At 67.3% G+C, this 25,061-nt stretch carries 23 protein-coding genes; 8 read left to right on the top strand and 15 right to left on the bottom strand.

Annotated elements, in window-relative coordinates; translation table 11 throughout:
* Positions 1-35 precede the first annotated feature (35 nt).
* The 5 genes from ACSQ24_RS23580 to ACSQ24_RS23600 form a co-directional block, all read right to left on the bottom strand.
* Positions 36-1,019, bottom strand: a complete 984-nt coding sequence (locus ACSQ24_RS23580; protein WP_436097037.1) for an iron chelate uptake ABC transporter family permease subunit — start codon at positions 1,017-1,019, stop codon at positions 36-38.
* A complete protein-coding gene (locus ACSQ24_RS23585; RefSeq protein WP_436097038.1) occupies positions 1,016-1,867 on the bottom strand; it encodes an ABC transporter substrate-binding protein in 852 nt (283 codons plus the stop codon). The genes ACSQ24_RS23580 and ACSQ24_RS23585 overlap by 4 nt, the downstream gene beginning before the upstream one ends.
* Before the next feature lie 80 nt (positions 1,868-1,947).
* Entirely contained in the window at positions 1,948-4,362 is a 2,415-nt protein-coding gene (locus tag ACSQ24_RS23590; RefSeq protein WP_436097039.1) for a TonB-dependent siderophore receptor, read from the bottom strand.
* 139 nt (positions 4,363-4,501) lie between these two features.
* A complete protein-coding gene (locus tag ACSQ24_RS23595; protein WP_436097040.1) occupies positions 4,502-5,473 on the bottom strand; it encodes a FecR family protein in 972 nt (323 codons plus the stop codon).
* A gap of 36 nt (positions 5,474-5,509) precedes the next feature.
* On the bottom strand, positions 5,510-6,001 hold the full coding sequence (locus ACSQ24_RS23600) for an RNA polymerase sigma factor (RefSeq protein WP_436097041.1): 492 nt from the start codon (positions 5,999-6,001) through the stop codon (positions 5,510-5,512).
* A 179-nt stretch (positions 6,002-6,180) separates the two neighbouring features.
* On the opposite strand from ACSQ24_RS23600, the gene ACSQ24_RS23605 reads away from it, so the two are divergent.
* The 4 genes from ACSQ24_RS23605 (at position 6,181) to ACSQ24_RS23620 (ending at position 11,805) form a co-directional block, all read left to right on the top strand.
* On the top strand, positions 6,181-6,948 hold the full coding sequence (locus ACSQ24_RS23605; protein WP_436097042.1) for a siderophore-interacting protein: 768 nt from the start codon (positions 6,181-6,183) through the stop codon (positions 6,946-6,948).
* Positions 6,949-7,154: 206 nt separating this feature from the next.
* Complete coding sequence (locus tag ACSQ24_RS23610; RefSeq protein ID WP_436097043.1) at positions 7,155-9,980, top strand: xanthine dehydrogenase family protein molybdopterin-binding subunit; 2,826 nt, start codon at positions 7,155-7,157, stop codon at positions 9,978-9,980.
* Positions 9,977-10,522, top strand: a complete 546-nt coding sequence (locus ACSQ24_RS23615) for a (2Fe-2S)-binding protein (RefSeq protein WP_436097044.1) — start codon at positions 9,977-9,979, stop codon at positions 10,520-10,522. The genes ACSQ24_RS23610 and ACSQ24_RS23615 overlap by 4 nt, the downstream gene beginning before the upstream one ends.
* A 5-nt stretch (positions 10,523-10,527) precedes the next feature.
* Positions 10,528-11,805 (top strand): cytochrome c, encoded by a 1,278-nt coding sequence (locus tag ACSQ24_RS23620; RefSeq protein ID WP_436097045.1) that lies wholly within the window; start codon positions 10,528-10,530, stop codon positions 11,803-11,805.
* Positions 11,806-11,830: 25 nt separating this feature from the next.
* Here ACSQ24_RS23620 and pcaQ read toward each other — a convergent pair whose 3' ends face one another.
* Entirely contained in the window at positions 11,831-12,745 is a 915-nt protein-coding gene (gene pcaQ / locus ACSQ24_RS23625; protein ID WP_436097046.1) for a pca operon transcription factor PcaQ, read from the bottom strand.
* A gap of 92 nt (positions 12,746-12,837) precedes the next feature.
* Between pcaQ and pcaD the strand changes: the two genes are divergently transcribed.
* Genes pcaD through pcaG form a run of 4 tightly spaced genes read left to right on the top strand, consistent with a single transcriptional unit; the run spans position 12,838 to position 15,399 of the window.
* Positions 12,838-13,641, top strand: coding sequence for a 3-oxoadipate enol-lactonase (pcaD, locus tag ACSQ24_RS23630; protein WP_436097956.1), 804 nt, complete (start codon positions 12,838-12,840; stop codon positions 13,639-13,641).
* Positions 13,638-14,033 (top strand): 4-carboxymuconolactone decarboxylase, encoded by a 396-nt coding sequence (gene pcaC, locus ACSQ24_RS23635; RefSeq protein WP_436097047.1) that lies wholly within the window; start codon positions 13,638-13,640, stop codon positions 14,031-14,033. The genes pcaD and pcaC overlap by 4 nt, the downstream gene beginning before the upstream one ends.
* Positions 14,030-14,785 carry a protocatechuate 3,4-dioxygenase subunit beta gene (gene pcaH / locus ACSQ24_RS23640; RefSeq protein WP_436097048.1) on the top strand — a complete coding sequence of 252 codons (756 nt, stop codon included), beginning with the start codon at positions 14,030-14,032 and terminating at the stop codon, positions 14,783-14,785. The genes pcaC and pcaH overlap by 4 nt, the downstream gene beginning before the upstream one ends.
* A complete protein-coding gene (gene pcaG, locus ACSQ24_RS23645; RefSeq protein WP_436097049.1) occupies positions 14,785-15,399 on the top strand; it encodes a protocatechuate 3,4-dioxygenase subunit alpha in 615 nt (204 codons plus the stop codon). Before pcaH ends, pcaG begins: the two co-directional genes overlap by 1 nt.
* Positions 15,400-15,450: 51 nt before the next feature.
* Here the strand turns inward: pcaG and ACSQ24_RS23650 are convergent, their stop codons facing one another.
* The 9 genes from ACSQ24_RS23650 to ACSQ24_RS23690 all read right to left on the bottom strand — a co-directional run bounded on the left by ACSQ24_RS23650 (position 15,451) and on the right by ACSQ24_RS23690 (position 25,060).
* Complete coding sequence (locus tag ACSQ24_RS23650) at positions 15,451-16,371, bottom strand: ABC transporter substrate-binding protein (protein WP_436097050.1); 921 nt, start codon at positions 16,369-16,371, stop codon at positions 15,451-15,453.
* Between the two features lie 83 nt (positions 16,372-16,454).
* Positions 16,455-17,387 carry an ABC transporter substrate-binding protein gene (locus ACSQ24_RS23655; RefSeq protein ID WP_436097051.1) on the bottom strand — a complete coding sequence of 311 codons (933 nt, stop codon included), beginning with the start codon at positions 17,385-17,387 and terminating at the stop codon, positions 16,455-16,457.
* A 22-nt stretch (positions 17,388-17,409) separates the two neighbouring features.
* Positions 17,410-19,209 (bottom strand): amino acid ABC transporter permease/ATP-binding protein, encoded by a 1,800-nt coding sequence (locus ACSQ24_RS23660; RefSeq protein WP_436097052.1) that lies wholly within the window; start codon positions 19,207-19,209, stop codon positions 17,410-17,412.
* A gap of 41 nt (positions 19,210-19,250) precedes the next feature.
* A complete protein-coding gene (locus tag ACSQ24_RS23665) occupies positions 19,251-19,784 on the bottom strand; it encodes a GNAT family N-acetyltransferase (RefSeq protein ID WP_436097053.1) in 534 nt (177 codons plus the stop codon).
* Between the two features lie 27 nt (positions 19,785-19,811).
* Positions 19,812-20,990 carry a M20 aminoacylase family protein gene (locus tag ACSQ24_RS23670; protein WP_436097054.1) on the bottom strand — a complete coding sequence of 393 codons (1,179 nt, stop codon included), beginning with the start codon at positions 20,988-20,990 and terminating at the stop codon, positions 19,812-19,814.
* Between the two features lie 9 nt (positions 20,991-20,999).
* Positions 21,000-22,343, bottom strand: a complete 1,344-nt coding sequence (locus ACSQ24_RS23675) for an LLM class flavin-dependent oxidoreductase (protein WP_436097055.1) — start codon at positions 22,341-22,343, stop codon at positions 21,000-21,002.
* A 17-nt stretch (positions 22,344-22,360) separates the two neighbouring features.
* A complete protein-coding gene (locus ACSQ24_RS23680; protein WP_436097056.1) occupies positions 22,361-23,365 on the bottom strand; it encodes an MsnO8 family LLM class oxidoreductase in 1,005 nt (334 codons plus the stop codon).
* Between the two features lie 18 nt (positions 23,366-23,383).
* Positions 23,384-23,980 carry a flavin reductase family protein gene (locus ACSQ24_RS23685; protein WP_436097057.1) on the bottom strand — a complete coding sequence of 199 codons (597 nt, stop codon included), beginning with the start codon at positions 23,978-23,980 and terminating at the stop codon, positions 23,384-23,386.
* A gap of 432 nt (positions 23,981-24,412) precedes the next feature.
* Entirely contained in the window at positions 24,413-25,060 is a 648-nt protein-coding gene (locus ACSQ24_RS23690) for an SCO family protein (RefSeq protein WP_436097058.1), read from the bottom strand.
* Position 25,061: the final 1 nt, after the last annotated feature.

Raw genomic sequence — 25,061 nt, forward strand, 5'->3', positions numbered from 1 at the left:
TCGGCGCGCCGGCACAAGAATGACTTGTGGCATCGTCATGCCTCGCTGCGCCGGGGCCGCGCCAGCATGGCGAGGACCGGAGCGCCGATCAGGGCCGCGACGATGCCGACAGGCAGTTCGGCCGGCGGCGCAGCAACGCGCCCGAGCGCATCGGCGGCGGCGACGAGCGCTGCACCGATGACCGCGGCCAAAGGCAGCACGATGCGCTGATCGACGCCACCAAGGCGGCGCGCGATATGCGGTGCGGCGAGGCCGATGAAGGCAATCGGCCCGGCGGCCGCAACGGCTGCGCCTGCGAGCAGAACGACGGCGAGCAGGCTGCCACCTTGCGTCCAGCCGACGCTGAGCCCGAGCGCGGCAGCGCGGTCCTCGCCGAGCGCCAGCAGGTTGAGGCGGGTCGCGAGCAGCGCGGCCAGCATCGCCCCTGCGAGCAGCGGGGGCGCGATCGCGGGCAGCAGTGCGAGGCCGTCGCCGGACAGCGCGCCGACGCGCCAGTTGCGGACGAGGTCGAAGCGCTCGGGATCGGCGAGCGCGACCGCCTGTCCGATGCCGAGGCAGAAGGCGGTGACGGCAACGCCGGCGAGCGTGAGCTTGATCGGCGCAGATGGGCCGCGCGGCGCGCCGGCGACCGCATGCACGGCGAGCGCCGCTATCGCGGCGCCGCCGGAGGCCAGCCAGACCGTCATCTTCGGAGCAAGGCCGAACAGACCGGAGCCGATAACGACGGCAAGGCTCGCGCCGGCATTGATGCCAAGCAGGCCGGGATCGCCGAGCGGGTTGCGCGTCGCCGCCTGGATGATCGCGCCAGCCACAGCGAGCGCCGCGCCGACGACGAGCCCGAGCATGAGCCGCGGCAGGCGCAGTTGCGACAGGATCAGCGCCGCCTCGCTGTCCCGCCCTTGCACGAGGTCGAGCAGGCTCGACGGAGGCAGGAGCTTCGCCCCGGCAAGCAGGCTGGCCAGCATCGCAGCCGCGAGCGGGAGGCCCACGAAAAAGGTGCTGCGCACGCGGCCGGTCATGCCGAGAGCCGCGCAAAGAGTGCGTCCCAGGCACGGGCGAGATAGTTCGCCGTATAAAGCGAGCCGAAGGTGCAGTTGCCGGCGACGGTCTCGACCCGGCCGGCCTTCACCGCCGGCAGCCGCTGCCAGAGTGCCTCGCGCGCCAGCGCCTGCGGCCCGCCATCGCCGAAATCGATCAACAGGATCGCGTCGACCTTACCGAGCACATCGCCGAAGGAATCGAGCGCGACCTCGCCGTTGGGGCCGAGCCGATCGGCGGCGACCTCGCTGCCGCCGAGCTCGGCAAGCACTTGGGCCGGCATGACCAAGCCGTAGCGGGTGCCGGCGCTGCGCACCAGCAGGCGCCGCTTGATCGCGTCATAGTGGACGGCGACAACGAGCGAGCCTTCGATCGTCTGCCGGTGGCGCTGCCGGACCGCCGCGATCACATCGGCATGCGCCGCGGCGATCCGTGCCGCATCGTCCGGCCGGCCAAGCCAGCCGCCCAGCCGCGTCAGGTTCTCCTGCCAGGTGACGCGATGGTTGCTCGGCAGGATCGGGGCGATCGCCGGCAGACGCGCCAGCGGCCACCAGTCGGAGTTGGGCGCGCTGTCCGGGCACAGGATCAGGTCCGGCGCCAGCATCAGGATCTGCTCGAGATCGGGCGGTGCAGCCAGGAAGGGCACGCCCGGTGGCACCGGCACCCAGGGCCGCGCCCGGCTGTGGCTGTAGCCGACCAGTGGCAGGCCAAAGGCCAGCGCCTGCTCCAGGCCGATGCGCGAGTCGATCGCGACGACGCGCTGCGGCACAACCGGGATGTCGATCCGGCCGAGCGAGGTCGCGACCTGCCGTCTCGCCGGCCCAGCCATAGCTGCGGGAGCGCCCAGCAGCGCGGCGGCCCCGGCCGCGAAGGCGCGCCGCGAGAACTCTGCCCGGCCTCGCACCCCGCTCAGAACTCGAAGGTCGAGGACACCGAGACCATGCGCGCCTCGCTCGGATAGAGCAGGTTGAAGCCCGGATAGGTCGTCCAATAGGCCTTGTTGAACAGGTTCGTCACATTGGCCTGTAGCGTGATCGGCTTGCCGTCGGCGCGCTCGATCTTGTAGCGCGCGCCGATGTCGAAGGTCGTCCAGGCCTTGAGCTTCTGCAGGTTGGCGGCATCGGCATAGTTCGAGCCGGTGTAGATCATCCGCCCGAACAGGGTCAGGTTGCGCACGAAGCCCGGATCCCATTCGACACCGAGATTGGCCTGGACGCGCGGGGCGCCCTGCGCGGTGTTGCCGTCATAGAGCCCGTCCTGCGTACGGGTCAGCTTGGCATCGAGCAGCGTCACGCCGCCGAGCACCCGCACACCCGGAACAACCTCACCGGCGACATTGAGCTCGATGCCGCGATAGCGGGCCTCGCCATTGTCGTTGAAGGTGTTGGTCAGCGTGTCGGCGATGCCCGAGGCCTGCGTGGTGTGGAAGGCGCTGAGCGTGGTCAGCACCGTGCCCCAGTCGACCTTGACGCCGGCCTCGTACTGCTTGGTGACGAAGGGCGGCAGGATCTGACCGGCATTGACGAAGGTGTTGCCGACGACGGTGCCGACCGTCAGCCCCTCGATATAGCTGGCATAGAGCGAAACATTCTCGAGCGGCTTGACGACGAGGCCGACCATGGGCGTCAGCGCGTTGCTTTTGTTGCGCGAGGTCACCGCCTCGGTCACTGCCGCGAAGGTCTTGGCCTCCACATATTGCTGGCGCAGCCCGAGCGTGAGCTGGACCCGCTTGTCGAGGATCGAGAGCGTGTCCGAGACCGAGAAACTGGTGAAGGTGCTTTCGTTCTGCTTGTAGCGGATCGGCGATCCGATCGACGGCATCACCGAGAACCGCGGGTTGTAGATGTTCGACTGCGTCACCACCGGCGTTGGCTGCGGCGCACCGGCGCGGCCCGAATAGAGCGTGTTGGCCGAGGCCACGACCTCGTGCTCGACCGGGCCGGTGAGGAAGCGGCCACGCAGGCCGGTCTCGCCGGAATGGCGATTGATGTCGATCTGGTAGACCGCGCTGGTCGCGGTGAAGTTGCCGTTCGACATCAGCCGCGAGCCGGCCTCGACCGCCTGGTCCCAGTCCATCCGGCTGACGCCACCCTTGGCGTAGACGGTGACGTCGGGCGTGATGTCGTATTCGGCCGAGAGCATGCCGTAGGTGTCGGTGAACTTGCTGTAGTTCCACGGCGAGACATAGGTCTTGTCCGGTTTGATCGGCCGCGGCACGCGCTGGCCGGCGAGCGGCGTCACCGTATTGTTCATTCGGTCGGTGTTCAGGACCTGATAGCCGACATCGAGGGCGAGCCGCAGCGCCTCGCCGCGATAGTCGAGCGCCAGCGTGCCGTTGAGCAGCGTCTGCGATTGCTGGCTGATCGGCGTGCCACCGTCGCGATAGAGCAGGTTCGCCCGAACGCCGAATTCCTTGTTGGCGCCGAAGCGGCGGCCGACGTCGAGATGGCCGCCGAACTGACTGTTGCCGATCCAGGTCGCGGTGAAGCGCGTCAGCGGCTCGTCGCCGGCGCGCTTGGGGATCAGGTTGATGACACCGCCGACACCGCTTGGCGAGAGGCCGCCGAGGAAGGCGCCCGGTCCCTTGATGATCTCGACCCGCTCGATGCCGGCGAGCGTGGTCTGCGCATTCGGCGCGATGCCGAAGAGGCCGCCGAACCCGACCGCGGCATTGCCGATCTGGACGCCGCGGATCACGAAGTAGTTGGCGTTGCCGACATTGGTCGACTCGACATTGCGGATGGCGGAGTCGTTCTTCACGACATCGGCTACCGACTGCGCGCGCTGGTCCTCGATCAGCTTTGCGGTATAGTTCGAGACTGTGAGCGGGGCGTCCATGACGCTCTTGGCCCCGAGCACGCCGAGTTGGCCGCCGGTCGCGATCTGGCCGCCCGGATAGACCGGCGCGAGGCCCGGTACGCCGGCGCCGGTGACGTTGATCGTGTCGAGCGGGATCGCGCCGGCCGGCACGCCTGCCATACCCGGCAGAGGCTGGGCCGGATCGAAGATCTCGACCGTGGTGGCGTTGCTGAAGCGGTAGGACAGGCCGGTGCCCGACAGGAGCGCCGCGACCGCCTGGCCCGTCGTCAGCGAGCCCTGGACCGGATTGCCGCGACGCGAGGCGGCGGCGGTCTCGGCAAAGACGACGTCGATGCCGGTAACCCGGACGATGTCGTTCATCGCGGCGCGCACCGGCTTGGCGGGAATGTCGAAGCTGTAGGCCGACTGCGCCTGCGCCGGTCGAACAATGCCGACGACGCCCGCACCGACCAGCATCGTCGTCGCCAGCAGGAGCCCCACCCTGCCCAGCCTTGCCTTGCTCATGCCCCAGCCTTCCCGAAGTCCAGTGACGTCGGCAGCTCCACGCACCCGTCGCGTGCTGCCTTCATCTCCTAGTCGTCCGGGAGCGGGCACCACCCTCATTGTTTCGACAAAAAAATAGCGAGGACCCGAGTCGGCTCGCTCAGGGGCTGACAAGCGTCAGCCGGCCGAGCGCGGTGACCTGAAATCCGACGGTGGACTGCACGGCCGCCAGCGCCGCATTGCCGTCGCGCAGCGCGATGTTGCCGCTGACGCGCCGCTCGCCGAGCGCGCCGCTCGTCACCAGGATGCGGCCGCCGCGATAGCGCCCGATCCGCTCCAGCACATCCGCGAGCCGGACGTTGGTGAAGATGTAGCGGCCCTGCCGCCAGGCCGTGGCCTCGGCGAGATCAACGGCATGGGCGCTGCCGAGGCCGGCCGCACCGTAAGCGACGCTCTCGCCGGGCTTCAGCACGAGGCTGCCCGCGCCATCGCGCAGCGCAACCTCGACGCTGCCGCTGTCGAGCGTCACACTGACCTCGCGGTCCTCGGCGGCGACCTCGAAGCGGGTACCGAGCACGCGGGCCTCGCCATTGCGCGCCGCTACGGTGAAGGGCGTCTGCCCCGGAATGACGCTGAAAAAGGCTGTGCCGCGGATAAGCTCGACGCGGCGCTCCGTCGCCTTGAGATCGACCGCAACCGCGCTGTCGGCGTCGAGCAGCACGGTCGAGCCATCAGCCAGCGTCAGGCTGCGCTGTTCGCCGCGCGCAGTCGCATAATCCGCCTGCCAATCCTGAAGGAGATGCGGGCGTTCAAGCCAGAGCCAGCCGGTCATGAGGCACAGTACCAAGCCGAGCACGGCGCCGGCCGCGAGCTTGCCGCGACTGCGCTGGCGCCGCAATTCCTCGATCTTCTGCAAGGGGCTGGCGAGCGCTGCGGCCTCGCGCCGTTCGACCGCATCCGAAAGCGGGCCGAGATCGGTCCAGAGCCGCTGCACATTCGCATAGTGCTGCTCATGCGCCACGGAGGCGCCGAGCCAGCGCGCAAAATCCTCGCGGTCGGCCGGCGACGGCCTGCCGTTCATGCGGGTGAACCAGGCGATGGCCTGCTTTTCGATCTGCCCCTCGTCCGACATGGTCCGGAAGCTGCCCGTTTGATTGTCGAGGGCTGACTAGCGCAGCGCGTCGCGGCAGGCCAGCAAAGCTCGCGCGATCTCGCGCTCGACCGTGCTGTAGGAGAGCCCGAGCGCCGTCGCGATCTCCTCATAGGAGCAGGCGTGCAACCGGTTCAACAGGAAGATCTGGCGGGTCCGCTCGGGCAGGGCCGTGATCGCATCGTCGAGCCGCGCGAGTTCCTGCCGCGCCGCGACCGCCTGGTCAGGCAGCACCACGGGAGCGGCATACTGCTCCTCGGTGATGCGCCGCGGCAGGCTCGCCCGCCGGCGCTCGGCCCGCAGATGGCTGATCGCGGTGTAATGGGTCGCCCGCGTCAGATAGGCGGACGAACAGCCGATCTGCTCGCGCGCCCGCGTCCACAGCGCAATGAAGACGTCCTGCACGACATCGGCGGCATTGGCAGGTCCGACGCGCCGCGCTGCCAGCCGCTCAAGCCGGCGTTGCTCGAGCGCATAGAGGCTCTCGATGTCATCGAGGCTCGTGGACATGGCCGAAAAAGGCTCCGCAGATGCCATCACCTGGAGCGTCCATAACAGCGGAGACCATGTGCAGCAACGACGATGATTTAGAGATAATCTAAAGAAATCAAATGCCTAAGCGCTTGCTTATGGGCGCCTGGCATGGAAGAAGCGGCGCCGTCCGAACCGCCAAACAGGTCCGCGAGAGCATGAGCACCGGCCCGTTCCATGAAGCGACGCTGACGCAACGCCAGATGCTGACGCCCGGAATGGTCCGGCTGACCTTCTCCGGCGAAGGCCTCGCGAACTTCCGCTCGACCGGTATCCCGGACGAGTACATCCGCTTGTTCTTTCCCGATCCGGAGAGCGGCGAACTCGTCCTGCCCGCGATCGACGGCGAGGGCCGCTGGACGATGCCCGAGGAACGGCAACGCGTCCGCTACTCCACGTACACGGTCCGCCGTTTCGATGCGGCGAGCCGCGAGCTCGACATCGATCTCGTCGTCCATGATGGCGGGCAGGCCAGCGACTGGGCGATGGCTGCGTCGGTCGGCGAGCGCATCGTCATCAACAATCCACGCGGGCTCTATGTGCCGCCGACCGACCTGCGCTGGCAGCTCCTGATCGCCGATGCGACCGGCCTGCCGGCCGTCGCACGCATCCTCGAACAGACACCGGCCGGGATCTTCAGCGACATCTTCGTCGAGCTCGCCGACGAAGCGCATGTCCAGGACTTGCCCGAGCATCCCGGCGCGCGCGTGACCTGGCTCACCGGCAGCGGCAACGGCATCGCCGAAAGCAGGATAGGCAGCCTGCTCGCGAACGCCCCGCGAGACCAGGATGGCGGCTATCTCTGGGTTGCCGCGGAGCGGTCGGTGGTCCGGGAGCTGCGCGACCAGGCCAAGTCGCTGCCCTGTTTCGTCGACGGGCGCCAGAAGCTCGTTGGCTATTGGAGCCACTCGCCGACGGCTGAATGAGACCAATGGCCGCTGCCAGCGAGCGGCACGGTCCGCGAACGCCAGAACAGTGAGAAGCGGCGGCCGATAAGCGCGGCGACGATCCCTGCCGCAACCTCCCGATCCTTGAACGAGACCAATTCGAATATCCCGTATACACGCCTGCCGTGTGCTCATAATATCGGCAGGAGAGCAGGGTCGGCTCGTCAGCGAGCGGGGTGTCCGACGTGAAGACAGGGCTATCCCGCAGAGGCTTCCTCAAGGCCGGAGCCGCCGGCGTCGCCATCAAGATCTCGCTGCTGTCCTCGGCCACCCAGGCGGAGTTGATCGAGACGCCGCCGCGCCGCGGCGCCGATTGGCTGGCTCCCGGCGGCAAGCCGAAATACCGCCTCGACGCTATCGCCAAGGTGACCGGCGGCAAGACCTTCACCCGCGACTACCGCGCCCGCGACCTCGAAGGCTGGCCGAAGGAGCAGGCACACGCCTTCATGCTCAATGCCACGCGGGTCGACCGCGTCTTCGACGGCGTCGACCTCGGCCTGCTCGGCGACGAGCTCAAGCCCGACCGGCTGGTGCTCCACAAGGACCTCGTCGCCGACGGCGTCGCGATGCCGGCGCCATGGCCGGGCTTCTATGGCGACGTCTTCTTCGTTCCGAAGGGGCAGACGGCACGCCTGCTCGGCCAGCCTGTCGCAATGCTGATCTATCACGACTTCGCCCGCTATGACGCGGCCAAGCGCAAGCTGCGCTTCAACGACAAGGTCGTGCGCTACGGCGCTAAGGGCCCGTCGACCACGCCCGGCCCCTATGGCGCGGCGCGCTATGTCCGGATCGATGGCGGCAGCCCCGATGCCGAGGACCGCTATTCCGCACTCAAGGACACGACGATCCGCACCGGCTTCAAGGGCAACGAGCCGCAATGGCCCACCCCCGGGGACGGTGACGCGATGGCGCGGGGCATGGCGGCGGCCGCCGAGATCGAGCGCGAGATCGCCAATGCCGGCGACGACGTGCTGGTGCTGCGGCGCTCCTATTCGACCCAGTCGGCCGATGCCTCGGCGATGGAGGCTGACAACGGCAATGTCTGGTACGAGCGCGGAACGGGAATCCTGCATGCGCTGATCGCGACGCAGTCGCCGCACGAGGTCGCCGAGATGGCGGCCCATATGGTGTCGAAGTCCAAGTTCGCGCTTCAGAGCATCGACCTCAAGATCGGCTACACCGTCGGCTACGGCACCAAGGATCACGCGATCTTCCCGTTCTTCTGCGTGCTCGCCGGCCTCTATGGCGACGGGCGTCCGGTCAGGCTCGCCAATGACCGCTACGAGCAGTTCCAGACCGCCCTGAAGCGCCATGCCTTCCAGATGGACAAGGCCATGGTCATCGACCGCAAGACCGGCAAGTTCCGGGCGATGACCGGGCGCTACCGCAACGATGGCGGCGGGCGCGAGAACTTCTCGGTCTCGGTCGGCACGGTCGGCGCGACGGCGGCGCAGTCGATCTACTATCTGCCGAAGAGCGATTTCTCGGCGGCGATCATGTCGTCGCGGGCGGTCGATGCCGGCTCGATGCGCGGCTACGGCACGCTGCAGACCATGGCGGCGACCGAGATGATGGTCGACGAGGCCGCCGAAGCGCTCGGCCTCGATCCGATGGAATTCCGGCGGCGCAATGCGCTGAAGTCGGGCATGAAGAACTCGCAGGGCGCGATTCCGTCCGGGGCGCTGCGCCATGACGAGATCCTGGCGAAAGCGGAAAAGCATCCGCTCTGGGTGGGCAGGCAGACGCGCAAGGCCGAGTTCGAGGCCGCCAATCCCGGCAAGAAATACGGCGTCGGCTACGGCCATGTGCACAAGGACTACGGCACTGGCGCCGAGGCGGCGCTGTGCGGGCTCGAATTCGATCCGAGTGGCCGCCTCAGGCTCTCGCATGTCGCGCATGAGATCGGCACCGGCGCCACGACTTCGCAGGCGGTGATGGCCGCTGCCATCCTCGGACGGCAGCCGGACGAGACCGAATTCGGCAAGGTGCGCTGGCCGCAAATGCCACTCGAAACGACCGACGAGCCCTATACCCTGTCGCAGGAGGAAGAGGACAAGCGGATGGCCAATCCGCGCTGGACGCCGAGCTTCACCTCGCCGATGAGCGCCTCCAACAGTGTCTACTATCTCGGCCATGCGACACGCGAGGCCGCCCGCGCGCTGGTCGAGCTTTCGATCTGGCCGGCAGCGCGCTCGCTCTGGTCGCGCGGCATCGGCGGCGGCCAGCTGGCGCCGGAGGCGGTCCGCCGCGAGGATTTGCGCATCGTCCGCGGCACGATCAACGCGGCCGCCATGCAGCCTCTGTCCTTTGCCGAGGTCGCAGCCGAAGCGCACCGGCTCGGCCTCGTCACCGGCGTCACCGTGCACAGCTTCAACCGCTGGCAATGGGCCGAGGCGGAGTTCGACTTGCCCGATGCCGGACGCCGCCGCTTCGCCATCGACGCGCTGGCGGTGAAATACGGCGAGGGAGCGCCGGCCGAGCGCAAGGCGCTGATGAAAGGCGGCTGGCATTTCGTCGAGCGGGCTTCCGTCTCCTATCCGCCGGCACAGCGCAACAACGCCGGCGTCACCTATTACGCGCCGATGGCGACGCTCGCCGAGATCGTCGTCGACACCGGCAGCGGCGAGGTCAGCCTGCTCTCGCATCACTCCATCCTCGAATGCGGCAACCAGATCGTGCCGGAGCTGGTCTCGGGCCAGGTCCAGGGCGGGCTCGCCATGGGCATCGGCCACGCCCTGAAGGAGTATCTGCCGCTCTATGAGGACGGCCCGGGCAACGGCACCTGGAACTGGAACCGCTACGAACTGCCAACCTCGAAGGACGTCGCGGTCTGGTCGCAGACATCCGAGGTCCTGCCACCACTGTCGGAGACCGATCCGCCCAAGGGCATGGCCGAGGTGGTGATGATCGCCGTGGTGCCGGCGATCGTGAATGCCGTCGCCCACGCCATCGGCAAGCGCTTCTACACCCTGCCGCTCACGCCTGAGAGGATTCGAGAGGCGCTGGCATGACGATCGCGACCAAGACGCTCTCCCTGACCATCAACGACAAGGCCGTCGGCCCGATCGACGTGCCCGAGACGATGATGATGCAGGATTTCCTCTACGAGTATCTCAACCTCACCGGCTCGCGTATGGGCTGCGGCCAGGGCATCTGCCATGCCTGCACCGTGGTCCTGGAGAAGGCGGACGGCTCGCTCGAAGAGATGCGGACCTGCATCACCGGCGTGCATTGGTTCGCGGGGCGCAAGGTCAGGACCGTCGAAGGGCAGGCCAAGCGCGACGCGAGTGGCGCGATCACGCAGCTCTCGCCGGTCCAGCAGGCCTTCATCGAGCATTTCTCCTTCCAGTGCGGCTATTGCACGCCCGGCTTCGTCACCGGCGCGACGGTGCTGCTTGACCAGCTCAGGCGCAACCCGGTCAAGCGCGAGGCGCTGGAGCAGGTGATCAGCGAGGCGCTCGACCGGCATATCTGCCGCTGCACCGGCTATGTTCGCTATTTCGAGGCGGTGCGCGATCTCGTCCTCAGGACTCCCGGCTTGGTGAAGGCGTAAGGCTGATGGCGAGGAAGCTGCTTCTGGCCGCTCTGGCGGTCGCTGTCGTCGGCGCGCTCGCGGCGGGGGCCGTCTTCCTCAGCCTGTTCGAGCGCAGCGTCGTCGCCAAAGAGATCGAGCAGCCGCTGAGCCCCGAGCAGATGAAGACGCTCGCCAAGCGCGGCGCCTATGTCGCCGTCGCTGCCGACTGCTATGCCTGCCATGTCGTCAAGGGCGGCGCGCCCTGGGCAGGCGGCCTGCCGTTCGAGACGCCATTCGGGACGATCTTCTCGACCAATATCTCGCCGGACAAGGAGCACGGCATCGGCAGCTGGACGCGCGCCGAATTCCACCGCGCCGTGCGCGACGGCGTCGGCAAGCATGGCCATCTCTATCCGGCGATGCCCTACGCCTCCTATCGCAAGCTGACGGCGGATGATGTCGACGCCGTCTACGCCTTCCTGATGAGCCGCGAGCCGATGAAGGTGGCCAACATGGCCAATCACCTGCCCTTCCCGTTCAACATCCGACAGGGGCTGACCTTTTGGAACCTGGTCAACCTGTCCTCCGACACCAGGACCGAGGTTGCCGGGCGCTCGGCGATGTGGAACCGCGGCCGCTATTTGACCGACGCCCTCGCCCATTGCGGCGAATGCCATACGCCGCGCAACCTTGCGATGGGGATGAAGGAGAGCGCCTATCTCCAGGGCGCGGAACTCGAAGGCGTGATCGCGCCGGATATCACCAAGGCCGGGCTGGCGCGGATGGGCTTCGATCCCCTGGTGTTCGCGAGCTTCATGAAGTCGGGCATCTCGGCGCAGGGTGCGATGACCAACCAGATGTTCGAGGTCGTCCACTTCTCGACCCAATATTTCACCGCCGACGACCTCGCCGCGATGTCGGCTTATCTCTTCGATCTCGACAAACTGCCGGAGCGCGCGACCCCGCCGGCGCCGCCGAAGCCGGTCGCGGTCTCCGCTGATGTCGCGACCTCGGCCCGTGCCAGCTATCTCGCCGTCTGCGCCAGTTGCCATGGCGTCGACGGGCAAGGCATCCCGCATGTCGTGGTGCCGCTGGCGACCAATGCCTCGCTCAGGCTGGCGGATGCGCGCAACCTGAACAAGGTCATTCTCGCCGGCATCCCGGCCCAGCGCTTCCCTGGGCTGGAGCGTATGCAGCCGATGCCGGGCTTTGCCGCGCACCTCTCCGACCAGCAGGTCGCCGACCTCTCCAACTGGCTACGAGCGAGTTGGGGTGGGCAGCAGCCGAGCGTCACGGCCGAAGAGGTGAAGCGGCTGCGCTGATCCGGACGCGCACTCAGAAGGAGTCTCACGCACCCTGACGCGAGGCCGCCCGAATCGCGCGCGCCAGAAGCTCGGTTCCCGGACGCAAGGGACCATCGGCCCGCATCGTCAGCCCGACCGGACCGAGCGTCTGCGCCGTGTCGACCGGCAGGGCGACAAGCGTGCCATCGGCAAGGTCGTTGGCCACGACGCCGGCCGAGATGATCCAGACCGCGTCGTTCGCCCGCAGGAAGGCGCGAGCGAACGTATCCGACACGGTTTCGATCTGCCGCGGAAAGGCATGCACGCCATTGGCGATCAAAAACCGGTCGACATAGGGCCGAATGATCGAGGCTGGCGGCGGCATCAGCACGAGATGGTCGGCGATCCGCTCCAGAACCGAGCCGGCTGCCAACAATAATCGATGCTTGGGCCGCACGACGAAACGGACGGCCTCGGAGTAGAGATGCTCGAAGGACAGGCCGACCATCAGCTCGGCCCCTGACAGCCGCCCAACCACGAGGTCGAGTTCGCCCTGGCGCAACTGTTCGAGGATCGCGGCGTTCTCGCCGGTGACGATCCGGACCCGCCGCTCCGGCTGCTCCTGCAAGAAGAGCTCGATGGCGCGCGGCATGGTCAGGGACGACACCGTCGGCAAGGCCCCGACACGGATCGGCTGATGCTCGCCGGCGCGCCCGTCCGAGACGGAGTCCAGGCCCTGCCTGACCGAGACGAGCGCCGCCCCGGCATGGCGCAGGAAGACCTCGCCGTGATTGGTCAGCCTGATACCGCGCCCGTCGCGTTCGTAGACGGCGACGCCCAGGCTCTCCTCGAGCTCGCGTATCGTCTTGGTGACCGCCGGCTGGCTGACATGGAGCGCGTCGGCCGCCTTCTGGACGCTCCTTTGCCGCGCGACCTCGACAAAGGCTTCGAGATGACGGAGCTTGATGGGCAGGCTCAAAACATAACCTATAGGTTATTCCTGGTGCCAGAAATATCATTTTACATAACCAAACTGAAGCGTCATTTTTTGTGAAACGGGAGGGTGGCAGCATCGTGTTCGCGCGTATCAACGGCGTTTGCCTGCACTATCGCCACGAGCCTGCGCCGGGCCGGCCGGTGCTGGTCTTCATCAATTCGCTCGGGACGGATTTCCGCATCTGGCAGGATGTCGCCGACAGACTGGCAGGCCAGTTCGGCTTCGTATTCTACGACAAGCGTGGCCATGGCCTGAGCGAGCTCGGCGACGCGCCGGTCAGCATTGAGACTTATGCCGCCGATCTCGCAGCTCTGCTCGACCATCTCGGCATCGCGCAGGCGACGCTGTGCGGGCTCTCGATCGGTGGGCTAATCGCGCAGAGCCTCTACAGGACGCGGCCCGGCCTCGTCAAAAAGCTGATCCTCTGCGACACGGCGGCCAAGATCGGCACGGCGCAGTCGTGGAACGATCGTATCGCGGCGACGCTGTCGACCGGGATCGCCAGCTTCGCCGACGGCGTGATGGAAAAATGGTTCACGCCGGACTTCCACCGGAACCGCGCCGCCGATCTTACCGGCTACAAGACCATGCTCTCCCGGCAACTGCCCGCGGGTTATGCGGCGGCCTGTGCAGCGATCCGCGATGCAGATTATTCGGCGGCGGCGCCGGCGATCGTTGTGCCAACCCTGATGGTCGTCGGCGATCAGGACGGCTCGACGCCGCCCGAGCTCGTGCGGAGCCTGGCCGAGGCCATACCGGGCGCGCGCTTCGAGGTCATCGCCGGCGCCGGCCATATCCCTTGCGTCGAGCAGCCGGAGGCGCTGTCGGCGCTCATCGCCGATTTCATGGCGAGCAAGCACGACGGAGAGCGGACGTGACGCAACCGGAGTCTCCCCGCCATCGGCAAGGCATGGCGACGCGACGCACCGTGCTGGGCGATGCCCATGTCGACCGCGCCGAAGCGAACAAGACCGCGTTCGACCTGCCCTTCCAGGAGCTGATCACCGAGGCGGCTTGGGGTCATGTCTGGTCACGGCCCGAACTCAGCAAGCGCGAGCGCTCGCTGATCACCATCGCGCTGCTGGCGGCGCTCGGCCAGGATGACGAGGTCGCGATGCATGTGCGCGCCACTGCCAATACCGGGGCGACGCGCGAGGATGTCCGCGAAGCGCTGCTTCACGTTGCGATCTATGCCGGCGTGCCGGCGGCCAACCATGCGATCAAGATTGCCAAGAAGACCTTCGACGAGATGGATGCAGCCAAGTCATGAGCAACATCGTCGCTCCCAATCGGCCGCCCGAGGCGGGCGCCTTCTTCCAGCGCGACCGCGACTGGCATCCACCGGCCTTCACGCCGGGCTACAAGACCTCGGTGCTGCGCTCGCCACGCCGGGCGCTGCTCTCGCTCAACAGCACGATCTCGGAGATCACCGGGCCGGTCTTCGGCCATGACATGCTCGGCGAGCTCGACGACGATATGATCGTCAACTTCGCCAAGCCCGGCGAGAGCGCCATCGGCCCGCGCATCATGGTCTATGGAAGGGTGCTCGACGAGCGCGGCATTGGCGTGCCCGGCGTGCTGATCGAGGTCTGGCAGGCCAATGCCGGCGGGCGCTACCGCCACAAGAAGGAAAGCTATCTCGCGCCGCTCGATCCGAATTTCGGCGGCTGCGGCCGCACGATCAGCGGCGACGACGGCTCCTATTGCTTCCGCACGATCCAGCCCGGCCCCTATCCCTGGCCGAACGGGCCGAATGACTGGCGGCCTGCCCATATCCATTTCTCGGTGTTCGGCCACGGCTTCGGCCAGCGGCTGATCACGCAGATGTATTTCGAGGGCGATCCGATGATCTGGAAATGCCCGATCGTGAAGACGATCAACGATCCCCAGGCGATCGAGCAATTGACCGCGGCGCTCGACATGCAGGCGACGCTGCCGATGGACATGCGCGCCTACAAGTTCGACATCGTGCTGCGCGGGCGCCGCTCGACGATGTTCGAGAACCGGCGGGAGGGCAATTGATGGCCCAGAAGCTCGACCGCCTGAAGGAAAGCCCGTCGCAGACTGCGGGCCCGTACGTCCATATCGGCCTCACCCCCAACTTCGCCGATATTGGCGGCGTCTACCCCGATGATCTCGGCACCGCCATGGTCAGCGACAAGACCAGGGGCGAGCGCATCACGGTGAAAATGCGCGTCATCGACGGCGCCGGCACGCCGCTCAAGGACGCCCTGATCGAGATCTGGCAGGCCGATGCGGCCGGCCTGTACAATTCGCCGGACGAGCGGCGCGGCACCGCCGATCCGCATTTCACCGGCTGGGGCCGGCGCGCGACCGACATGGTCAGCGGCGAATGCGTCTTCGAGACGATCAAGCCGGGCCGCGTGCCCTTCAATGACGGGCGATTGATGGCGCCGCACCTCACCGTCTGGATCGTCGCGCGCGGCATCAATATCGGCCTGCACACCCGCATGTATTTCGGCGACGAGGAAGCCGCCAATGCCGAGGATCCGGTGCTCGCACGCATCGAGCACAAGGTGCGCGTGCCGACGCTGATCGCGCAGCGTAGCGGCGACACCTACGTCTTCGACATCCAGCTCCAGGGCGATAACGAGACGGTGTTCTTCGACATCTGATCACAGGCAACGTTGTCAGCCCGCACGCTCAGGCGCGAGGACATGGGCTTTTCAGTACTTCGGCAGGCCGGGCGGGTTGGTCTCGGAGCGGTCGAGTGCTTCCTCCTCCAGGCTCCAGCGCGCCAGCGACTGCCGGAACTTGCCATTGGCGATCAGCCCGTTGGTCGCGATGGTGAGCGCATCGACCAGGCCGCTGCCCTTGCGCGTGGTGATCGCGACATCCGACTTCAGCGGCCAGCCGGCGCTGAGCGTGCCGACGCGCTTGATATCCTTGTCGCGCGCAGCGATGAAGACGAGCTGGGCATGCGGCTGGACGATGACGTCGACCCGACCCGAACGCAGCGCCACCAGCCGCCCGGCCTCATCGTCGAAGAGCAGAAGCTCGATCGGCTTCAGGCCCGCGGCGACGTTCTGCTTGCTCCATTCGACCAGGATACGCTCCTGGTTGGTGCCGCCGCCGACGCTGACCTTGAGCCCGGCTGCATCCTTCGGCTCCTTGATCTCGGTGACCGGACTATCGGCCCTGACGAAGAAGCCGTGCAGGCCCTTGCGGTAGGTCGAGAAGTCGAACTTCTCCTTGCGCTGCTCGGTGACGCCGACATTGGAGATGACCGCATCGTACTTGCCGGAGGCGAGCCCGAGCGGCCAGTCGGCCCAGGCAATCGGCTGCAGATCCAGCTTGAGGCCGAGACTGTCGGCGATCAATTGGGCGAAATCGGCGTCGGCGCCGACCACGGTCTTAGCGTCCGTCGCATAGGTCGCGAGCGGCGGCCCGCCGGGACTGACCGCCACGGTGAGCATGCCGGGCGCGGCGAGTTTGAAGCTTTTCGGAATAGCGGCGATCGCCGCTGGCTGCTGCTCCGCCCTGACCCGGCCCGGCTGCTCCGGTCCGAGATCGAAGGGTGCCTGAGCCACGGCCGGGCTCTGCGCCGGGCCGAAGATGGCCAGGCCACCGAGGAGAAGGGCCAGCATGGCGCGCGCTCGCGACATCATTGTCTTTCCGTCTTTCTTGATGAGGTGAGCGCTGCGACCAGTCGCGGCGGCGCCCGCTGCGTTCACTTGGCCGGCAGGCCGGGCGGGTTGGTGCGCGACTGCTCGATCGCCTCGGCCGCGAGGTTCCAGCGCCCCAGCGCCTTGGCGTAGTTGCCATTGCCGATCTGGGTGTTGACCGCGTGGGTGATCGCCTCGGCGAGGCCGGCACCCTTGCGGGTCGTCACCGCGATCTCGGCCAGAACCGGCCAGCCGCCGCTAAAATTGCCGGCGAGGCGCGTCTTGTTCTCCTGCGCCGCCTTGAAGCTGAGGAGCGCGTTCGGGCCGAGATAAGCGTCGGCGCGCCCGGTCTCGAGCGCGAGATAGAGCACGACATCGTCGTCATAATATTGGATCTCGGCCGGCTTCAGCCCATCCTTCACGTTCTGCTCGTTCCAGCGCAGCAGGATCTGCTCCTGGTTGGTGCCGGAGCCGACGATGATCTTGAGACCGGCGACGTCGCGTGGCTCGCGAATCTGGATCTCGTTGTCCTTCTTCACATAGAAGCCGAGCAGGTCCTTGCGGTAGGTCGAGAAGTCGAACTTCTCCTTGCGCTGCTCGGTGACGGTGATGTTCGAGATCGCCGCATCGTATTTGCCGGAGACGACGCCGAGCGGCCAGTCGGCCCAGGAGACCGGGACGATCTCGAGCTTGCGGCCGAGCGCATCGGCGACGAGCTGGGCGATGTCGGGTTCGGAGCCGACGATGGTCTTGGCATCCGCGGCATAGCCGGCGAAAGGCAGGCGGCCGGTGGCGTTGGCGACGGTGAAGACGCCGTCCTTCACGAACTTGGCATCCTTGCCGATCAGCTTGATCGCCGCCTCGTCGCGCCCAGCGCGCGGCCGGCCGGCCTGCTCGGGCGAGAGATCGATCGCCTGCTGGGCGAAGCCAATGGAGGGGAGCATGGCGCCGGCCGAGGCGGCGCCGAGCAGAGCGAGCGTGTTGCGTCTGGTGATCATGGTTGCTCCTTGGAAATGATTGTCAGAGGACCTTGGCGAGGAATTCGCGGGTGCGGGGATGGTCTGGCTCGCCGAGGACGCGGGCCGGCGGGCCGACTTCGAGGATGCGGCCTGCCTCCATGAAGACGACTTCGTCGGCGACCTCGCGGGCGAAGCCGATCTCGTGGGTGACGATCACCAGCGTCGTGCCGGAGCGGGCGAGTTCCTTGATGACGTCGAGCACCTCGTTGACGAGCTCGGGATCGAGTGCCGAGGTCGGTTCGTCGAAGAGCAGCACCTTCGGCTTCAGCGCCAGCGCCCGGGCGATGGCGACGCGCTGCTGCTGGCCGCCCGAGAGCTGGCGCGGATAGGCGTCGACCTTGTCGGCGAGGCCGACGCGGGCGAGCAGCTCGCGCGCCTCGGCCAGCGCCTGTTCACGGGTGACGCCGCGCACCGAGAGCGGGGCTTCGATGACGTTCTCGATCGCGGTGAGATGCGGGAACAGGTTGAAGCTCTGGAAGACCATGCCGACATCGACACGGCGCTTCAGGATCTCGCGCTCCTTGAGCTCGTAGAGCGTGTCGCCGTCCTGGCGGTAGCCGATCAGTTCGCCGTCGATGGCGATGAAGCCCTCGTCGGCGCGCTCGAGATGGTTGATCGAGCGCAGCAGCGTCGACTTGCCGGAGCCGGATTGGCCGATGATCGCGGTGACGCCGCCGGGACGCAGCGCCAGGCTGACATCGTCGAGCACCTTGAGCGGGCCGAAGCTCTTCGAGACATTGCTGATGCGGATCTCGCCGCCGCTGCGCCGCAGGCTCGCCAGCGATGGAATCACCGCGGCGGACGAACTGGCCTGGACGAGTGCAGCCTCGGTACGCCGTGCCGCTGCGGCGTCACGCGAGCGGCCGAAGCGTGCCAGCGCCAGCCCGATCAGCGAGGATGGCGGGTTGCGCAGCGCCCCGCGCGAATAATAGCGCTCGATATGGTGCTGAACGAAGGACAGCACGCTCAGGATGACAAGGTACCAGACCGTCGCCACCATCAGCAGCGGGATCACCTCGAGATTGCGCCGGTAGATGATCTGGATGGTGTAGAACAGCTCCGGCAGCGCCAGGATGTAGACTTGGCTGGTGCCCTTCGCCAGCAGGATGATCTCATTGAAGCCGTTGGGCAGGATGGTGCGCATCGCCTGCGGCAGCACGATCCGCGAGAATTGCCGGCGCCGCGGTAGGCCGAGCGCGGCCGCCGCCTCGTGCTGGCCCTGGTCGACAGAGAGGATGCCGCCGCGCACGATCTCGGAGGAGAAGGCGCCGGCGTGCAGCGTCAGCCCGAGGACCGCGGCGAAGAACGGCGTGATCAGCTGCGTCGTCGACCAGCTGGCGAAGGTGATCTGCGTGAAGGGAACGCCGAGCCAGATCGTCGAGTAGAGATAGCCGAGATTGTTGAGGATCAGCAGCAGCACGATCAGCGGGATCGACCGGAACAGCCAGACATAGGCCCAGGACAGCGAAGCCAGCAGCGGCGAGCCGGAGACGCGCGCCAGCGCCAGGCCGGTGCCGAGCAGAAAACCGAGGACGGTGCCGAGCAGGGTCAGCAGCAGCGTTCGCGCCAGCCCAGCCAGCACCGGCTCGGCGAAGAACCACTCGGCGAAGACGTCCCAGCCCCAGCGCGGATTGGAGAGGACCGAGTTCACGACCGCGACGATCACCACGACCGCGAAGGCGGTGCCGATCGTGCGTGCAGGATAGCGCGCCGGCACGATCCGGTAGCGGCTGAAATCGCTCCCCGGCGGGGTGCTGGCGGCGTGCGTCGGCAGGCCCGCGAAATCGCTGGCGAGGGTCATGGCTGGAACTCGTTTTCTGTTTGCTGGAGCGAACGGCGCGATCAGGCTGAGCTGAGCAGGGTGTTTAAGTCCGGCTGACGCGGCAGATGGGCCGCGACGGCCAGGTCTTTCTCGAAGGCGAGCTTCTTGTAGACCTCGGGATCGACGGCGGGATCGAAGAGCGGCGTGTAGCCGGTGGTGAGATAGAGATCCCGCGCCTCAGGCTGGCGGAAGCCGGTGGTCAGGAAGATCTTGCCATAGCCTTGGCGCACCGCTTGCGCCTCGAGTTCCTCGACGACGCGGCGGGCCAGCCCCTGGCGGCGGAAGGCGGTATCGGTCCACATCCGCTTCAGCTCGGCCGTCTGCGCGTCATAGCGCTTGAAGGCACCGCCGGCGACGGCGCGCCCATCGCGCAGCAGCAGCACGAAATTGCCGTCCGGCGGCGCGAACAGCGAGGCCGGGTAGCGGCTCATCTCGGCGCCCGGCGCCTCGCCGAAATAGCTGCCGTAGCGGGTAGCGTATTCCCAGGTGAGCTGCTCGACCAGGGGCTCGGCGAGCGGATCGAGCGGGGTGGTGTAGAGGAACTGGTCGGACATGGCGGCTGGGCCTCTCCGTTGCAGGATCTAGACGAGGAAGGTGCGGGCGAGGCGAACCCAGAAGCTCGCGGCCGGGGCGATGATGCTGTCGTCGAAGTCGTAGGCGGGGCTGTGCAGCGGGGCGCTGCCGCCATTGCCGACGAAGAAATAGCTGCCGGGACAGGCCTCGAGCAGAAAGGCAAAATCCTCGCTCGCCATGCGCGGCTTGAAGTCGGCCTCGATTTTCGCGGCGCCGAAAGCGGCGAGCGCGACCTCGCGGGCGAGCTGTGTTTCCGCCGCATGGTTCGTCAGTGGCGGGAAGCCGCGGCGGTAGGTGATCTCGGCTTTCGCACCGAAGCTCTCGGCCTGAGCCCGAACGAGCGTCGTGATGCGCTCTTCCAGCTGCGCGCGCACGTCCGGATCGAAGCTGCGGATGGTCAGTTTCAAGTCGACGGCGTCAGGGATGACGTTCGAGGCTTCGCCGCCATGAATCGAGCCGACGGTGACGACCGCAGCCTGCCGCGGATCGACATTGCGCGAAACGATGCTCTGCAGCGCCAGCACGAGGCTGGACGCGGCGACGACGGGATCGACCGTCTCATGCGGCGAGGCGCCGTGCCCGCCCTGGCCGACGATCCGGATGATCGCCTGGTCGACTGCCGCCATCGCCGGCCCCTCGACGAAGCCGAACTGGCCTGATGGCACGCCGGGCCAGTTGTGCAGGCCGAAGACAGCGTCGCAGGGGAAACGCTCGAACAGCCCTTCCGACAGGAGCTTGCGCGCGCCGGCGCCGATCTCCTCGGCCGGCTGGAAGATCAAGGTGAGCGTGCCGGAGAAATCGCGCTCGGCCAGCCGCTTCGCCGCCGCCAGCAGGATCACCGTGTGGCCGTCATGGCCGCAGGCATGCATGACGCCAGCGGTTTTACTGGCATAAGGAAGATCGGTCTGCTCGGCGATCGGCAGCGCGTCCATGTCGGCACGCAGGCCGAGCCGGCGCGAACCGTCACCCCTGCGCAATTGCCCGATGACACCGGTGCCGGCGAGCCCGGTCGTCACCTCATAACCATAGCTTTCCAGCCGCTCGGCGACGATTGCGCTGGTGCGTGTCTCGCGGAAGGCGAGCTCGGGATGCCGGTGCAGATCGCGCCGCAGCGCGATGAACTCCTCAACCGAGGCCGCGATGCCAGTATCGATGCCAGTGCTGGCTATGGGGGCGTGGACGGTCATGCGATCGGCTCAGCCGACCTTGCGCGGCACGGATGCCGGGGCGGAGCGGGCATAGCGGCTCTCGCGGCGCGGCAGGCCGAGATGGTCGCGCAGCGTCTGGCCTGGCAGGTTGCGGTCGTAGACGCCGCGCTCCTCGAGCACCGGGATGACGAGTTCGACGAAATCGTCGAGCCCCTGGCCGATCACGGGAAAGCCGAGGATGAAGCCGTCGGCCGCCTGCTTGTCGACGCGCTCGATCAGGATATCGGCGATTTCTTCGGCCGAGCCGATCAAATCGGCGCGCGGGGTCGCCGCTTCCAGTGCCGCCTCGCGCAGGCTCTGGCGCTTCAGGGCGGCAGTGCGCTTGATGCGGTCGGTGGTTGAGCGGAAGCTGTTCTTGCCAATCTCGCCGAGCTCGGGGAACGGCGCGTCGAGCGGATAGGCGCTGAAGTCGTGATGGTCGAAGAAGCGGCCGAGATAAGCAAGCGCGTCGTCGATCGAGACGAGGTCGCGGATCACCCGGTACTTGTCCTCGGCCTCCTGCCGCGTGCGGCCGACGATCGGGCCGGCACTCGGGAAAATCTTGACCTCGTCAGCCAGCCGCCCTTGCGCAATCGCGCTGGTCTTGATGCTGCGATAGAAGGCCTGGCCCTCCTCCAGCGAGACATGATTGGCGAAGACCGCATCGGCATGGCGGCCGGCGAGGCCGATGCCCGCATCGGAGGCGCCGGCCTGGAACAGCACCGGCTGGCCCTGCGGCGAGCGCTGGATGTTGAGCGGGCCCTCGACCTGGAAGAAGCGGCCCTTATGGCCGAGCGTGTGCAGCTTCTCGCGATCGAAGAAGCAGCCGCTCTCGCGGTCGCGGACGAAGGCGTCGTCGTCCCAGGAATCCCATAGGCCCTTGGCGATTTCGAGATATTCATGCGCGATCTCGTAGCGCAGCGAGTGCTCTGGATGCGGGCGGCCGTAATTGCGGCCAGAGCCCTCCAGTGGGGATGTGACTGCATTCCAGCCGGCGCGGCCGCCCGAAATCAGGTCGAGCGAGGCGAACTGCCGGGCGATGGTGAAGGGGTCGCTATAGGAGGTCGAAACCGTGCCGACGAGACCGAGCTTCTTGGTCGTCGTCGCCAGCGCCGAGAGGATGGTCAGCGGCTCGAAGCGGTTGAGGAAATGCGGGATCGACTTTTCGTTGATGTAGAGCCCGTCGGCGACGAAGGCGAAGGCGATGCCGCTCGCCTCGGCCTTGCGGGCGGTACGGATGAAGAAGTCAAGATTGACGCTGGCATCCGGCGGATTGCTCGGATGGCGCCAGGCGTTCATGTGGCTGCCGGGGCCCTGCAGCATCAGACCGAAGGTGAGACGGGTCTTGCTCATCGGGTTCTCCTGTCGGCTCAGGCGGCCAGGGCCGGCGCATCGCCGGCGAGCAGCGTGATCGAGGCGAGGCGCTGGGCCGTCGCGGCGGCGGGCGTGTCGATGACGAATTCGGCGATGCCGAAACGGGCGGAGAGCGCATCGAGCTCACGCCGAACGTCCTCGGCGGTGCCGGCGAGGATGCTCGGGCGGCGGATTTCGGTGGTGTAGGACGCCGCGCCGGCCTGGCGGGCGAACTCGGTGGCCTGGTCCTCGCTGCCGAGATTGACGCTCTGGCCATTGTCGAGCGTCAGCCGGACCACGCGCAACGGCTCGGTCAGCGCCCGCGCCTCCTCGGCCGTCGCGGCGGCGAGCGCCGCCAGCCCGAGCAGCGGCGGTTCGGTGGCCCCGGCCTTGGCATAGGCGTCGATCGCAGCCTCCAGCGCCTTTGGGTCGCCATTCAGCTGACCGGCGAAGACGAAGCGCCAGCCACGTTCGGCCGCCACCCGCGCACTGTCGGAGCTGGCACCGAGCAGGAAGCGCTCGGCCGCTGCGGGCGGCTTGGGCAGGGCCTGCGCGCCGGCGAGCGGATCGCCCGCGTCGAGCTCTCCAGCGAGGAAGCCATCGAGCTCGGCCAGCAGCGCCTCGAAGGAACGGGCGCGCTCCGGGTCGTGCTGGACGCGCAGGGCCTTGGTCGAGAAGGGCAGGCCGCCCGGTGCCTTGCCGACGCCGAGATCGATGCGGCCCGGCGCCAGCGCCGCGAGCAGGTTGAAGGTCTCGGCGACCTTGTAGGGGCTGTAATGCTGCAGGAGCACGCCGCCGGAACCGATGCGGATGCGGCGCGTGCGGGCGATCAGATGCGCCACCAGGATTTCCGGTGCCGAGCTGGCGAGACCGGGAAAGCCGTGATGCTCGGCGAGCCAGAAGCGACGATAGCCGAGCCGTTCGGCGGCCTGCGCCAGCGCGATCGTGCGCTGTAGGGCATCGACAGCGCTCTCGCCGTCGAGGATCGGGCTCTTGTCGAGCAGGCTGAGAGCGTAGGCCATGGGACGTCTCGCGAAGAGTCAGATGCTGCGCAGGCCGAGCGCCGTGCGCGCCTCCTCGGCCATCCAGCCGAGGCGCTCATAGTCACCGCGCCAGTAGAGCAGCGCCGCGTCGTCGCCGCCGAGCCTGACCTCGCGGACACGGCCGATGACGATGGCGTGCGAATGCCGCTCGATCAGCTCCTCGACCTCGCAGTCGAGCGCGGCCAGTGCGCCTTCGAGCAGCGGTGCGCCGGTGACACCTTGAGTCCAGTTCGCCCCGGCATAGCGCGCCTCGCCCTTCTCGCCGGCGCGGCCGGCGAAGCGGTCGGCGATCTGCTTCTGGGTGGCGTTGAGGATATTGACGCCGAAGCTGCGATAACGGGCCAGGACGGGAAAGCTCGATGACGTCAGATTGAGCCCGAACATCACGGTCGGCGGATCGGCGGAGAGCGAGGACAGCGAGGTCACGGTGAGGCCGGTGCGAGCCTCGCCCTGCCCGGCCGTGATCACGCTGACGCCGCCGGCGAGATGGCGCAGCGCCGACCGGAAGCTCGGCACCTCGGCTTGCGCTGTTGCGGCTCGGCCGAGCGGGCGGGGAGCTGCTGATCCGGGATTGACGAGCGAGACAACGGTCATGGGGGCCTCGGCTGGAAAAAGGGCGCAGCGGGACGTGCGTCGTCAGGCGACGACGCTCCTGCCGGCCAGGCCGGCGCGCTAGGCTGCTGGAAAGCGACAGGTCCTGCGGTCAGGCCGCGGGACGAATGATCAGGAACATCGCCGCAATTTACCGGATGGCTCAGGATCCAAAGTATTACCCGGTTTCATCCACGTGTCTCCGTGCTCGGAGCCCACGATTGCATCGTGGTGCTTTTAGCGTTGTTGACGCGGCGCAAGCTGCTCCAGCAAATCCCGCGACATCGGCGATGGCATCGCCGCTGATGTCATGAATGATCTTCCACGCGGTCCGCCCCGTCAATGAAACGGCCTTTCAAAGTTGCGCCCTCTGCTGGCAGAACAACCTTCCGCGATTTGCTCGGGCAGGCGTTTTACTCTCGTGCGGGGCACACCTCATTTCGCCTGGAGGTGGGGACGGATGATGGTGAGCATGCGCTCGGCCGGCGTGTTCGGCGGGAAGAAGCCGAGATATCGGCCGGCACGGTCCATCACATAGACATAGGCCGAGTGGTCGACCGTGTACTCGCCCTTGCCGGTTTCGACCTTATCGTAGAACACCTTATAGGCGTCGGCCGCCTGGCGGATCGCCTCAGCCGATCCGGTCAGGCCAATCAGGCGCGGGTGGAAGAGCGAAACATAGGTCGAAAGATGCTCGGCCGTGTCCCGTTCAGGGTCGAGTGTGATGAAGAGCGGCTGGATCGCCTCGGCGTCCGGGCCGAGCTGGCCGAGAGCGCGGGTGATCTCCTGGAGATCGGTCGGGCAGATGTCCGGGCAGTAGCTGAAGCCGAAATAGACCAGCAGAAGCTTGCCACGGAAATCAGTGTCGCGGCGGATGCGGCCGGTATGGTCGCTCAGCGCGAAGGCCCCGCCGACCGGCTCGCGATTCCACATCAACACGTCCATCAGTTCGGCGGCCGAGCGGCGACGCGGCTCCTCGGCGCGCAACAGGCCCGACCAGACGGTGACGAACAACAGGGTGAACGCAGCGGCCAGCAGCGCTTGCCAGAACAGGCCCGCGATACGCAGCTGACGGGCGCGCATG

It is taken from the genome of Allobosea sp. LjRoot237 (assembly GCF_964253285.1).
In the GTDB taxonomy this organism is placed as follows: Bacteria; Pseudomonadota; Alphaproteobacteria; order Rhizobiales; family Beijerinckiaceae; genus Allobosea.

Coding starts and splice junctions, on each gene's coding strand:
- ACSQ24_RS23590 (WP_436097039.1), bottom strand. CDS start 4,362: ATGAGCAAGGCAAGGCTGGGCAGGGTGGGGCTCCTGCTGGCGACGACG.
- ACSQ24_RS23615 (WP_436097044.1), top strand. CDS start 9,977: ATGACGATCGCGACCAAGACGCTCTCCCTGACCATCAACGACAAGGCC.
- ACSQ24_RS23690 (WP_436097058.1), bottom strand. CDS start 25,060: ATGCGCGCCCGTCAGCTGCGTATCGCGGGCCTGTTCTGGCAAGCGCTG.
- ACSQ24_RS23620 (WP_436097045.1), top strand. CDS start 10,528: ATGGCGAGGAAGCTGCTTCTGGCCGCTCTGGCGGTCGCTGTCGTCGGC.
- ACSQ24_RS23650 (WP_436097050.1), bottom strand. CDS start 16,371: ATGCTGGCCCTTCTCCTCGGTGGCCTGGCCATCTTCGGCCCGGCGCAG.
- ACSQ24_RS23660 (WP_436097052.1), bottom strand. CDS start 19,209: ATGACCCTCGCCAGCGATTTCGCGGGCCTGCCGACGCACGCCGCCAGC.
- ACSQ24_RS23580 (WP_436097037.1), bottom strand. CDS start 1,019: ATGACCGGCCGCGTGCGCAGCACCTTTTTCGTGGGCCTCCCGCTCGCG.
- ACSQ24_RS23675 (WP_436097055.1), bottom strand. CDS start 22,343: ATGAGCAAGACCCGTCTCACCTTCGGTCTGATGCTGCAGGGCCCCGGC.
- ACSQ24_RS23665 (WP_436097053.1), bottom strand. CDS start 19,784: ATGTCCGACCAGTTCCTCTACACCACCCCGCTCGATCCGCTCGCCGAG.
- ACSQ24_RS23595 (WP_436097040.1), bottom strand. CDS start 5,473: ATGTCGGACGAGGGGCAGATCGAAAAGCAGGCCATCGCCTGGTTCACC.
- ACSQ24_RS23655 (WP_436097051.1), bottom strand. CDS start 17,387: ATGATCACCAGACGCAACACGCTCGCTCTGCTCGGCGCCGCCTCGGCC.
- ACSQ24_RS23685 (WP_436097057.1), bottom strand. CDS start 23,980: ATGACCGTTGTCTCGCTCGTCAATCCCGGATCAGCAGCTCCCCGCCCG.
- ACSQ24_RS23680 (WP_436097056.1), bottom strand. CDS start 23,365: ATGGCCTACGCTCTCAGCCTGCTCGACAAGAGCCCGATCCTCGACGGC.
- ACSQ24_RS23585 (WP_436097038.1), bottom strand. CDS start 1,867: ATGGCTGGGCCGGCGAGACGGCAGGTCGCGACCTCGCTCGGCCGGATC.
- ACSQ24_RS23670 (WP_436097054.1), bottom strand. CDS start 20,990: ATGACCGTCCACGCCCCCATAGCCAGCACTGGCATCGATACTGGCATC.
- ACSQ24_RS23600 (WP_436097041.1), bottom strand. CDS start 6,001: ATGTCCACGAGCCTCGATGACATCGAGAGCCTCTATGCGCTCGAGCAA.
- pcaH (WP_436097048.1), top strand. CDS start 14,030: ATGAGCAACATCGTCGCTCCCAATCGGCCGCCCGAGGCGGGCGCCTTC.
- pcaG (WP_436097049.1), top strand. CDS start 14,785: ATGGCCCAGAAGCTCGACCGCCTGAAGGAAAGCCCGTCGCAGACTGCG.
- ACSQ24_RS23605 (WP_436097042.1), top strand. CDS start 6,181: ATGAGCACCGGCCCGTTCCATGAAGCGACGCTGACGCAACGCCAGATG.